The sequence below is a fragment of the Jeotgalibacillus terrae genome (genome assembly GCF_016908195.1).
GTDB classification, from domain to species: domain Bacteria; phylum Bacillota; class Bacilli; order Bacillales; family Jeotgalibacillaceae; genus Jeotgalibacillus; species Jeotgalibacillus terrae.
In genome coordinates, this window is the sequence record NZ_JAFBDK010000003.1 from 239,926 (window position 1) to 250,900 (window position 10,975).

At 34.9% G+C, this 10,975-nt stretch carries 12 protein-coding genes; 7 read left to right on the top strand and 5 right to left on the bottom strand.

The window, feature by feature from the left end; translation table 11 throughout:
- Nucleotides 1-24: 24 nt before the first annotated feature.
- The 4 genes from JOD21_RS04390 to JOD21_RS04405 form a co-directional block, all read right to left on the bottom strand.
- A complete protein-coding gene (locus tag JOD21_RS04390) occupies nt 25-1,041 on the bottom strand; it encodes a sensor histidine kinase (protein WP_204728451.1) in 1,017 nt (338 codons plus the stop codon).
- A complete protein-coding gene (locus JOD21_RS04395; RefSeq protein ID WP_204728452.1) occupies nt 1,034-1,723 on the bottom strand; it encodes a response regulator transcription factor in 690 nt (229 codons plus the stop codon). The genes JOD21_RS04390 and JOD21_RS04395 overlap by 8 nt, the downstream gene beginning before the upstream one ends.
- A gap of 632 nt (nt 1,724-2,355) precedes the next feature.
- Nucleotides 2,356-3,789, bottom strand: a complete 1,434-nt coding sequence (locus tag JOD21_RS04400) for a TIR domain-containing protein (protein ID WP_204728453.1) — start codon at nt 3,787-3,789, stop codon at nt 2,356-2,358.
- A 316-nt stretch (nt 3,790-4,105) separates the two neighbouring features.
- Entirely contained in the window at nt 4,106-4,279 is a 174-nt protein-coding gene (locus JOD21_RS04405; RefSeq protein WP_204728454.1) for a hypothetical protein, read from the bottom strand.
- A 246-nt stretch (nt 4,280-4,525) separates the two neighbouring features.
- Between JOD21_RS04405 and JOD21_RS04410 the strand changes: the two genes are divergently transcribed.
- The 3 genes from JOD21_RS04410 to JOD21_RS04420 are packed head-to-tail and all read left to right on the top strand — an operon-like array spanning nt 4,526 to nt 5,921.
- The gene (locus tag JOD21_RS04410) at nt 4,526-4,894 is read left to right on the top strand and encodes a hypothetical protein (RefSeq protein WP_204728455.1); all 369 of its coding nucleotides are present in this window, start codon (nt 4,526-4,528) and stop codon (nt 4,892-4,894) included.
- Between the two features lie 2 nt (nt 4,895-4,896).
- Complete coding sequence (locus tag JOD21_RS04415; RefSeq protein ID WP_204728456.1) at nt 4,897-5,460, top strand: hypothetical protein; 564 nt, start codon at nt 4,897-4,899, stop codon at nt 5,458-5,460.
- Nucleotides 5,457-5,921 carry a hypothetical protein gene (locus tag JOD21_RS04420; protein ID WP_204728457.1) on the top strand — a complete coding sequence of 155 codons (465 nt, stop codon included), beginning with the start codon at nt 5,457-5,459 and terminating at the stop codon, nt 5,919-5,921. The genes JOD21_RS04415 and JOD21_RS04420 overlap by 4 nt, the downstream gene beginning before the upstream one ends.
- A gap of 294 nt (nt 5,922-6,215) precedes the next feature.
- On the opposite strand, the gene JOD21_RS04425 is transcribed toward JOD21_RS04420, so the two are convergent.
- Nucleotides 6,216-7,493 carry a YopA family protein gene (locus tag JOD21_RS04425; RefSeq protein ID WP_204728458.1) on the bottom strand — a complete coding sequence of 426 codons (1,278 nt, stop codon included), beginning with the start codon at nt 7,491-7,493 and terminating at the stop codon, nt 6,216-6,218.
- Nucleotides 7,494-7,734: 241 nt separating this feature from the next.
- Between JOD21_RS04425 and JOD21_RS04430 the strand changes: the two genes are divergently transcribed.
- The 4 genes from JOD21_RS04430 to JOD21_RS04445 all read left to right on the top strand — a co-directional run bounded on the left by JOD21_RS04430 (nt 7,735) and on the right by JOD21_RS04445 (nt 10,896).
- Nucleotides 7,735-8,244: a hypothetical protein gene (locus JOD21_RS04430; RefSeq protein WP_204728459.1), complete on the top strand. Its 510-nt coding sequence runs from the start codon at nt 7,735-7,737 to the stop codon at nt 8,242-8,244.
- A gap of 279 nt (nt 8,245-8,523) precedes the next feature.
- A complete protein-coding gene (locus JOD21_RS04435; protein ID WP_204728460.1) occupies nt 8,524-9,510 on the top strand; it encodes a phage/plasmid replication domain-containing protein in 987 nt (328 codons plus the stop codon).
- Between the two features lie 907 nt (nt 9,511-10,417).
- On the top strand, nt 10,418-10,633 hold the full coding sequence (locus JOD21_RS04440; protein WP_204728461.1) for a hypothetical protein: 216 nt from the start codon (nt 10,418-10,420) through the stop codon (nt 10,631-10,633).
- 23 nt (nt 10,634-10,656) lie between these two features.
- Entirely contained in the window at nt 10,657-10,896 is a 240-nt protein-coding gene (locus JOD21_RS04445) for an Arm DNA-binding domain-containing protein (protein WP_204728462.1), read from the top strand.
- Nucleotides 10,897-10,975: the final 79 nt, after the last annotated feature.

Below are 10,975 nucleotides of genomic sequence, written 5' to 3' on the forward strand. Positions count from 1 at the left end.
AGATTGCTTCTTTTTTCGTCTATTTCAATCAAACACAGACAAATGCTGCTTCTCGAGATCAATTTTCACACGGGTTCCTTTGCCGGGCTCCGATTCTATCGAGAGTTTATGGCCGAGTCGCTTGCCGATTTTTCTGCTGAGAAAGAGGCCGAGGCCGGTGGATTTTTCATGCAGCCGGCCACTCAGCCCGGAGTAGCCTTTATTGAAAATCTTCGGCAAATCCTCGGAACGAATCCCTGCGCCGGTATCTTTTATGATCAAAGTCTGGTTTTTTTCAGAATCCATATAAATGGTAATCGTGCCGGCGGCGGTATATTTCAGGCTGTTTGACAAGATTTGTTCAAGTAGCGTCTGCAGCCATTGCCCGTCCGACAGGACCTTCACGCCTAGTGGTTCGTAATCAAGTTTGATGCCTTTGTAAATGAAGAGAATCGAATATTTCTTTATGGCTTTCTTGATGATTACATCGAGATCAACTTCAGACAACTCCATATCAGAACCGGTTTCTTCAAGTTTCACGTAGTTCAACGCCATATGGGTGTAGTCTTCCAGACGCAATATTTCCTGGGATATCTTCCTGGATTCAGACGTCACACTGCTTTGGTTCAATAAACTGATGGCAGATAGCGGCGTTTTAATCTGGTGCAGCCAAAGTGTAAAATAATCAAGCTGATCCGCCTGCCGTTCGGCGTGCAGATTCGTCAGATTCCGGATGTCCTGTTGTAATTGACCAATCTTTTCAAGGTAAAGCCTGTCTGCCGGATCCGTTCCATCCGCGACATCTTCAGCTTTAGTCGATTGTGCTGCGCCAACTTCCTTGATTGCTTTGAAGCGTCTGCTGTAGCGGATATATTGGATGATCAAATAGATTGCGAAAAAGAACAAGGACAACTGGATGCTGTATATGTAGAGCGTCACAGGCAGATTGCCGAGTATAAAAATACTCGCAAAAACCACCGCCATGCCTATAAATAAGTACAGCTGCTGGCGCACGGAAACGAGGAACAGTTTGAAGATTTGTGTTTTAGTTGTCTCAGCCATTTGCAGAATCCTTATTCAAAGCATAGCCGATCCCCTTTTTTGTCAGAATAAAATCCGACAATCCGACACTCGACAACTTTTTCCGGAGCCGCACCATATTGACGGCCAGTGTGTTGTCGTCAATAAATGATTCATCTTCCCACAGCTTGATCATCATATCTTCACGCATGACATAATCCCCTTTTTGCATGAATAACTGCTCCAGGATTTTCAGCTCTGTCCGGGTCAGATCCACTTCCTGTTCGGCATAATACAGTTTCGACTTACCCGGTTTTAACACCGAGCGATTGAAGTTCTGGTAATTATCTGATTCATTGAAATCATAAGTTCTCCTGAGCAGCGCCTGGACCTTCGCAATTGCGACTGTCAAATCGAAGGGTTTGCTGATAAAGTCATCCGCGCCCATTTGGATGCCCATGACAATATCCATATTTTCACTCCGGGATGAAATGAAAATGATCGGCACCTGAGAAACTTTGCGAATTTCCTGGCACCAGTAATAGCCATTAAATGCAGGCAAGGAAATGTCGAGCAAGACCAATTGAGGCTCTTCTTCAGCAAAAACTTCCATCACATGGTTGAAATCTTCCACCAACGCAGCATCAAGGTTCCATTTTTGCAGCTCTCTTTGCAGAACACCTGCAATCGTCAGATCATCCTCCACTATTAATACTTTGACCATCTTTCCACCCCGATTTCCTGTATTTCTCCAACAGACTCATTCTCTTATGTTCCAGTTTAGCGGATATGGCCGCTGTAAACCAGCCGGATTCCCTTCAGTAACCGGAACACCTTCGCCAGTTGTGCTGGCAGTGCGTAAAATAGACATGCAGGAAAACTGATTACAGAAAAACTGGGAGTGGGAATATCGTTAACATACTTTAAACAGCTGATTAAAGCACTGTTCCCGGGCTATTTCGCTTTCGTCATGGTCACTGGAGTGTAAAAATTAATGGCTCTCTACTTCTAAATAAATGTATAAAATTTTAATGAATGTTTAACATTATTTTAAGCTTGAATTTTCCAATTAAATCAGTAAAAGCTACAACTAAATATTACTTAAAGTTAACGATTTACTTTTATCCCTAAAGAAAAACTCCCTCTCACTAAGTGAGAAGGAGCTCTTCATTGAGGGCTGATGGATTACATCATGCCGCCCGTTACTTTATTGCATATTATAGCTTTTCATATCTTTTTAAACTCAAATTATTACTAAGGTTATCAACGTTGAATTGATAATTTGTTTGAATAACTTTTCATATCATATCAAAAAAAAATAAATGAGCTATGAGCAAACTATGAGCATTTTACATATTAAAGTGCAGCAATATCTTTTGAAGTAGGTAGTATTCTACTGATTGAAATTGCAGCCCTCGGACCTAGCCCTAAACCTGAAAAGTATTCTTTGAACTCTTCTATTAATTGTTGCATTTCTTCTGGTGTAGTTATTGAGAATAATTCCCGACAACTATTGAAAAAACGTTTAGAGCGGATTTTTGATGCGAATTTTATATTCTCATTATTAAAGTAAGGATAAGTCGGTGGATACCAAGTATCAAAACCTCCTGCTTTATCAAACCTATAACATAAAAGAAAAATCAAAAAGTCTGCCTCTATGATTTCATCTTTCGTGACGGTCTTAGAATTTGCTCTATCTAAGAGAATTTTCCCTGTATGTGATATATATTTCTTTCCGTCAGGTGAATTTAAACCTTCTTCTATGAACCTTAAATATTTATTGAAGATTCCAATTGAACCTTCCAAGTTTCTTCTTCCATCCGAGACAAAATAATGATTTTGTATCAAATCTCTAATTGTTATGTATTTCTTTCTCTTATATAATAGGGCGACTGTATAAAGCATTATTTCAGTAACAAAGAAATACATGTGATCAAATTGAGAATCAATATAGGAATCTGATTTCCTTGTCATAATAACAGGATATATTTCTTCGAAGAAATCAATAATCACTTCTGTATTTTCCGTTTCCCTAATATAAATGTCTAAAAACTCTATGTAAATATTCCGAAGATCAATGGTATCATGTAGCTTTTTTAGGATTTCTTTTCTTAATTGACCGGTATCGGAAACCTCTAGTGAATATGAAGAAAAATCATCTATTAAAACAGTAGTGAACTCTTGAGCAAGTATATCTATACTCTTAGGTTTCCGCTCAACCATATGTCGAAACCTATTTAATGCTCTTTTGCTTTCTATACTTACAATCTCTTCATCTTCTAGTAAAAAAGCTGGTGGTTGTCCTAACTGTGGGCGAACAAATTCAGGTTTCCCATAGAGATTACGAATTAACTTTTCATATCCATCCTCATAATTTTGTTCATCAGACATATCTATGTATTTAGTTCCAGATAGATAAGTAGGAATAAAAGCTTTTCCATTAACATCCCGCTGAGCAATAATTGGTACAAACTTTGTTTGTTCTACATCCTGATAAACTTCATTAGAAATAATAACCGTTTCTGTCCCAACTCCTCCCTCATATCCATTTGCCTTTTGCATATAAGTCTCGTCACAAATAACAAGTACTTTTTTAATATCTGAGTCGTTAACAGACCTCTCCATAAAAACATTTAAATTCTGCCCTTCACGGCTATCCCATTTATCATATACTACTTTAACTCCATCGCTTACTAATCTTTCAGCAAGTTCATTTACCCACTCTTCATGCTCTTGACTAGACCAAGCATAAGAAATGAATACCTTATCTGCCACTAAATTATCGTTCAAGATCGCTCCTCCTTTAATTTTCTATTTAAATGACCTCTAAAACCTATTTTTATTAAGAGGAAGCATTAATAATGCTCACTAAGGTGACCCGGCACCTGATAATTAACCTGAAAGAGCACACTGATGCTCGTACTACTCACATCAATTCGATGAGCAAGTTGGCAGGCAATAGAAAAACCGAGATTTTACTTTTTCCACAACAGTCATATACTTTAAAGACTCTAAAGGACCCCCTTATACGGCAGCCCTTTATATCAAAATACGTTGTAATTTGAATTTAATAGATGAATCGATATGACGTATAGATATATCAGTGTTAGTAATCATCACTAGACCATATACCGATAAGTTCATTCACTGTTATTGTTCCATTTTTAAAATTGTCACCATTAGCAATAACTTCGCTTTGTGGTATTATTCCATTTTCGACCGCGTCTTGTAGTCTATCTAATTCATCTTCTGTCAAACCCCACTTATTTTTTTCAAACATAGCTTCTCTCCTCCTTTTAATAGTTAAATGTATTCTTAAACCTTTAGTAAAGAACTTCAAAATTAAAAGTACATACTATTCATTAAAATTAGATAATTATATACTACCATATTTTTCTATGGACAGTATTAATTTCTCTTATATTAGATTTGACTCTTTTCTTTGTTAATCCTAATACCGTTACCTTTCTAAAAGTCACCTTTTTTCGAAATGTTATACAATAGAAAGAAAGTGTGGTGAAGCATTGTGTCGAACAATAAAGACCGTGAGCAATTTGAAGAATTTATGGATATCTTTACTCGTTTGTATAGCAATACAATGAAAGAACTTGCTAAGTATGAAAGAAAAGAGAATGAAGTGGCAAAAGATGTGCGGGATGCAGAAGATCGGCATGAGATCAGAAAAGTAATGGACAAAATTACTGACGTGTATAAAGAAGCTATAAGTGAATTAAATAGCAGTAAGATAGTCAAATCTGATGAGAAGCCTGTAAAAAGACCAGGGATACCGAGAAATCCGAACAGGAGACCAACAAAAGTCAATGCTGACCTTTCATTGGCAAGGATGAGAGAGAATAATCGTAGAGCAATTGAAGATATTTTCAGGAGGTGGTAGAAATGAGTCACTCAAATGAAATGGACTACCCTGGATATCGTTTTACGGAGCGGGAATACCTGAACCTTGTAGAGTTAGTGAAGAAAGAGCATGAGTACATGAGAGACGGCGGTACTGATTATCGTAGAGCAACAGCAAAGTACGGTAACAATGCTGTGTTATTACTTGGCAAAGACTTCCCCTTCCTTGACAAATCAGTCTTGCGAAATGCTCTAACTCGTCATAACATGCCAAAAGATAGCGACAGGTTGGATGATGTAGCAAAGTTTGTTCATACTTTAGCAAGGATTGTTTATTATGAGAGCAGAGTGCCACAAAATGTCACAGATCATGTAGAAAAAAATATGGAGGGTTTTAGCGGGAAGATTAAATTGATTTCTCCTGTGACTAAATCAGAACAAAAGGCGAAAGCTAAGAAAGAACCTGAGCATATACAAAATTCAAAACCTGAACATGTTTTAAAAACTACAGAGATCACGGAAAAGGACTTTGAGCCGATGATTGAAGAGTTTAAGAAAGAGAAGAAGAAACACCTGAGAAGATTGGCTAGAGGTGGCTTTCTATGATTGATCTGCTCAAAGTAAAAGAGCTTATGCAGTATAAGCGGGTAATACTCAGACAGGAGCGGGAAGATGGATCTCTTGTCTATGATCTGTGTAATGGATTTAACTTTATAGTGGAAAAAGAGGAGGCAACCTTTAAGCTAAATTCATTGGGCAAAGAGCGAGTAGATCTTGAGGACGGCTTTTTAATTAATAACCCGATGATATTTAAAGTCGATCTGGAAGTTTCTAATATGAGATACCTTGAAGTGAATGGGCTGGATATCAATGTATTTTGCTGTTCTGATCGACAGCAAGCCTGTTTAATAGGATTGCATAGAGAAGAAGTAAATATGGGTCAATTGAATACAGTAATCAACCTCATTATATTGGAGCTTGATACATTTTTCGGGGAAGAGAACAAGAAAATGGGATTTGAGGATGATACGGTTCAACAGATGATCTATATTGGTGAATGGGGCTAACAGCTATTTAAAACGCATATTCTCCCACACTTCTGTACATGTTTTAGACATAAAATATACAATTACTCTAAGTAAAAAGTATATATACCGGAGATAAAGTTAAGAATCTATCTGTAAGGAAAGTCTTTAGAAAGGCTAAAATAAATATTTACAAAATCAGAGAACCTGGTGATAAAGGCAAACTAACGTTTCGCCTTTTTTATATAGTCATAACTGCTTAAATTAATGCTAACTTTTGTTTAAGCAGTTATGATTATTAGGTTCAACTTGAAATGATAGCAGATAAATTAAAGACTATTTCCACGGAAGATCATCATAATCTCCTTCCCACAAAGGAAACTTAAGTCTATTAGAAAATACACCTTGATATCCAACTAAGTTAAGAAGGAGCATTTCGGTGTAATACATACCTAGTTGATTTATCATAGCCTTATCTTCTCCAGAATAGCTATTCATAATTGAATCTCGTTTTGGATGAGCAATGTGATTTCTGTATTTTACTAATAAGTTTGGTCCGGAATGAAACTCATCGCTAAACCTTCTATATTTACCTTCAAGACTAGTTTCAATTGAAAGTTCTTTTAATATTAATTCTAAATTCATTTCAAAATTATTTTTATCAAATTTTGATTTACTGATAATTTGAGGTGTTTGCTGAGTCAACAAGACGAAAGATAATTTTTCTAAAGCTATTTGGGAATTGATTATTTTATTTTCTATAAAAGTTGTGGTTAAGGCTTCAACATACCAGTGAATGGTTTCTTTAATAATTCTTTTAATAAAAGCATCCTTAAATTTAGAATCAAAGTTATGAAAAAGGTTTTTAATCACTTCTCCTCTTTGTTTCGGAAACCAATTTGGTATTGCTTTATAAGAGCTCATCACGGGTACTAAAAATTCTCTGTACACTTCTTTATTATCAACTTGTCCAATTTTTATTGGCATACCTATATGTCTACCGGTACATAACTTGAAAACCCAAACAAATAAGTTTTCTATTTCAATAATCTCTGATTTCTTAAATAAACTTTTATCTCTCTTTTCTATTTTTATTATATGAGTTATAGCGTAACCCTTACTGTCTTTTAAGTTTGGAAATAACTTTTTCTTTTTATAGTCATGACGAAGCTGTAAACATAAATTCCATTCTCCAAATTCAATATGGAGTCCACCACGATAACGAAAATTGTCTTTAGTAACTACTTCTCCAAGGTAATTAACAAAGTTACTAACATGAATTAAGCAGCTATCCATATATACTTCTTGTTCATCTTTTATTGCAGATACAACTACTCCTTTAATTAATTGATTATTTTGTACTAAGTCAAAGCTCACTGGTGTTGGAGGTATACCAGGAGCTTCTATCATAATGCCATCTTCATTAGTAAGTGAATGAAGGTCTTCTTTGTCTGTTTCTCCTATAAATCTAATCATTGGTTCTGGATAGTGGTTGAAGTTTATGGAGCCCTTTAAAACGAACGTCTTTCCTTTACTAACTAAATTAAAATTACCTTCATAAATCGAAAAGCGGTCATCAAAACTAAAATATTTAGAATCAATTGCTTCGATCATATATAACACCCTCTCTTCTCTAGTCATATACCTCAAACAGCAGCTTATTTATAAAGACACTATATATTCTTACAGTTTATCATTTGTTCCCAATATTAGATTTAATCTACTAATGTATTAAATCCAATGTAAATTCAGACATGCATTTTCAGTGCAAGCTATCTTTTATAAATTGTATTAGTAATAAATTTATTATAGTAGTCTACAATAAATTATCACTGAAATGGAAAGGCGGGATAATATGAACATAAATACAACTAAAAAAGATTTAAAGATTAATGAAGTTCAATTTAGAAATCTAACTACTAATGAGCGGGTAAACTACTTTAATGAGGAATTAAAACACTCGGGGAAAACAGTCGACGAAGCAGCTAAAGAACTCGGCCTCTCTTCCTCAACTGTTTCTTTACTAATGCGAAAAGATGGATATCGGTATTGCAGAATGACAAAGCAGTATATTCAGCAAGAAGAAAAAAACACATCTTCCCGGACAACCCAAGAAGAATTTCTAAAATACCTATTCGAGAACGAGGAGATATTGCGGAAGGTCATTGGAACAACAGCTACTAAGCGGATGATTGTTGATGAATCCATCTACTATCAAAATGACAGCTTTGTAAGTAAAACGTTAAAAATAAAAGGTAACACCTTTAAAGAGTTTCAGACTTTATTAAAAGACAAATATCCTCAGTACCGGATGCAGGATATGCTTACCCAAGCATTGATCGATTTTATCCATAAATATAAGTGACAAGATTGCTACCATCATGGATTGATTTGATGGTAGCTTTATCATTTAAAGGAGTGATCATAAACAATTAAACAAGCTACGACCAAATTAAATAGATTAATTCGTACCTTCCAATGTAAGATGAAGACTATGCGAGATTGGGAACGCATGAGAGGTGAAAAATATAGTTCGGAATCGGGAAAAAACACACCTTAAACATACCATAATCTGTTGGTATATATACATTTCCCAACTTCCCGCAAGCACACTATTTACACAAATAAAAGGAGTGATGTTCAAATGATTCACACGGTTGAATTATATTGTAACCTTGAAGATGGAGAAATTAACACTTTAGCTAAACGACACGGGGTACAGATTAAACAAGTTTCACCAACTATTAATTTAAGGTTTGATGGCATCGTTACTAGTATCACCAAGAAGTTTCATAAGTGGTATATGTTTGTACATGTTGATCTGATTAAATTGCTCAAAAAACCCGACTTTACAGAGCTGAATACTCATCAGATTGAAACTAAATTAGACGAATATCTCGTTGACGTCTTTGGTCATAATGAACAGGAATTAATTTTAAAGAGAATTGATTACAGGTTTGATGCTGTAGTCAGTGACCCTGCTCATCGAGAAATGTTATTAAAATTATATCGTAAAACCTATGATTCATACCGCTATAAGAGAAAATGGGATGAATACAAATCAACACTTTATTTCAACTCAAAATCAATGAAGGTGATTGTTTATGATAAGATGATTGAGCGGAATGAAAAAGGAATTAAGCCTGAGCCATATGAGGTTGACGTTTTAAGATTTGAAGTACAACTGCTTAATAGGCACCTAAATCATATGAAACGTTACCGTGGCATATCTAAGACTTTAAGCAATTACATTGATGATGATTTTCGGTTCAATTATCTCTTGACCCACATTTCTCCATTCTTTTCCCCTGGACACTTTTATAAAATAAACATAGCTAAGAAGATCATTGATAACAGTTCACTAAAACAAAAAGATATAGTGGCACTAAAAGAATTCTTATGTGATATTTCTAATCGTGGATTGAAAGGTCTCAATATCTATAAAAAACTTACAAGCACAGGTGTTGAAAAGCAAAAATACAGTAAGTATACAATTAAGAAGTATTTATCACATCTACATGCACTCAATATCAATCCGCTTTTAATCCCCAAAAACTCCAAGATCAACCTAGGAAAAGACAAAAGAATCGATAATCCACTTTCAAATCTCTTCAAAAATAAATCCACTTAAACTTAACCGCTCAGTACTTCTCAAATAATATTATCTTCATAACTTCATTATTAAATAGACAACTTTCAAACAGGGATTTTTATTTTTTGTACAAAATTACTTATATGAAAAGCACTTTTGTTTTTTTGTCCAGATTTACTCCCATGACACACAAGATCAATGTTTTTTGTCTGAGTTTACTCATATGAAAAGCACTTTGTGTGTTTTTTGTCCGAAATCACTCCCATGACAAGCATAATCGATGTTTTTGTCTGTATTTACACATACGAAAAGCACTCTTCTGTTTTTTGTCCAGATTTACTCCCATGACACGCAAGAATAGTATTTTTTGTTTGAATTCACTCATGCGAAAAGCACTTTTGTGTTTTTTGTTCTGAAAGTTCGAACCTAAATGCAGCTTTTCACGCTTTTTGCTCTAAAACTCCGAACTGAAACGTCATTTTGTGTTTTTTGTTATGAAAGTCCGAACCTAAATGCAGCTTTTCATGCTTTTGCTCTAAAATTGCGAACTGAAACGTCATTTTGTGTTCTTTGTTCTAAAAGTCCGAACCTAAATGCAGCTTTTCATGCTTTTTGCTCTAAAACTCCGAACTGAAATGTCATTTTTTCAAAACACTATTCAACATTTGTATTTGGTAAGACGAATTAAAAGTCTCAAATCAATACTTTTCATATTGCATTATTACTGATAATAAAGTACTATAGTAATTAATAGATGTAAATTTTTCCCATGTTGTTAGCAACCTAACACTATTAGACCTGATGATGTTGAATAACTAACTTTATTGCTGTTTCCGGTGCAGTTATAAAATTATTTTTAGCTAACACCATGAAAAATTGACTCTTAGTAATCAAATCTTTTAAATTAAAATTACAAACCAAACTTAACCTTCAAGGGGGAATTTAAATGACAGTCCAAACAGTAACAACTAAAGCTTTATTAAACAGAAAAGAACTATGTATTTACATGAACATGTCTTGGAATACGATCGAGAAAAAGGTTTTACATCGTGAAGATTTTCCAAAGAAAAAGTTCGGAGAAAAGTGGCTTTTTCATAAGGAACTAGTTGATGAATTTTTACTTGGATATTATCTAGAAAAACCATTAAAAAATTGCAGCTGATATTCAGAAGGGATTGAGCAAGAGTGGCATCTATTAAAAAACGAGGAAAAACCTGGTCGTATAATGTAAGTTTAGGGATTGACCCTATTACAAAAAAGCAAATACAAAAAACAAAAAGTGGTTTTTTAACCCGGGAAGCAGCTAAGAATGCAGCAGCGGAACTTGAGTATCGTTCCAAAGTTCAAAGTGGCAGAATTACAACGAATAATAGAGACAAATTTGCAAATGTCGTTGAAGACTGGATGTCTGAATACAGCCATTAGATTGACCCACCTTTGCCATCTTTTTGATCCACTAGTGACACGTTTTTATACCACCTCTGCCATAGAGAGATCCACCCTT

Excerpts from the sequence above, each read along its gene's own strand:
- JOD21_RS04415 (WP_204728456.1), top strand. The coding sequence starts at position 4,897 with ATGAGTCACTCAAATGAAATGGACTACCCTGGATATCGTTTTACGGAG.
- JOD21_RS04420 (WP_204728457.1), top strand. The coding sequence starts at position 5,457 with ATGATTGATCTGCTCAAAGTAAAAGAGCTTATGCAGTATAAGCGGGTA.
- JOD21_RS04395 (WP_204728452.1), bottom strand. The coding sequence starts at position 1,723 with ATGGTCAAAGTATTAATAGTGGAGGATGATCTGACGATTGCAGGTGTT.
- JOD21_RS04425 (WP_204728458.1), bottom strand. The coding sequence starts at position 7,493 with ATGATCGAAGCAATTGATTCTAAATATTTTAGTTTTGATGACCGCTTT.
- JOD21_RS04430 (WP_204728459.1), top strand. The coding sequence starts at position 7,735 with ATGAACATAAATACAACTAAAAAAGATTTAAAGATTAATGAAGTTCAA.
- JOD21_RS04390 (WP_204728451.1), bottom strand. The coding sequence starts at position 1,041 with ATGGCTGAGACAACTAAAACACAAATCTTCAAACTGTTCCTCGTTTCC.
- JOD21_RS04435 (WP_204728460.1), top strand. The coding sequence starts at position 8,524 with ATGATTCACACGGTTGAATTATATTGTAACCTTGAAGATGGAGAAATT.
- JOD21_RS04440 (WP_204728461.1), top strand. The coding sequence starts at position 10,418 with ATGACAGTCCAAACAGTAACAACTAAAGCTTTATTAAACAGAAAAGAA.
- JOD21_RS04405 (WP_204728454.1), bottom strand. The coding sequence starts at position 4,279 with ATGTTTGAAAAAAATAAGTGGGGTTTGACAGAAGATGAATTAGATAGA.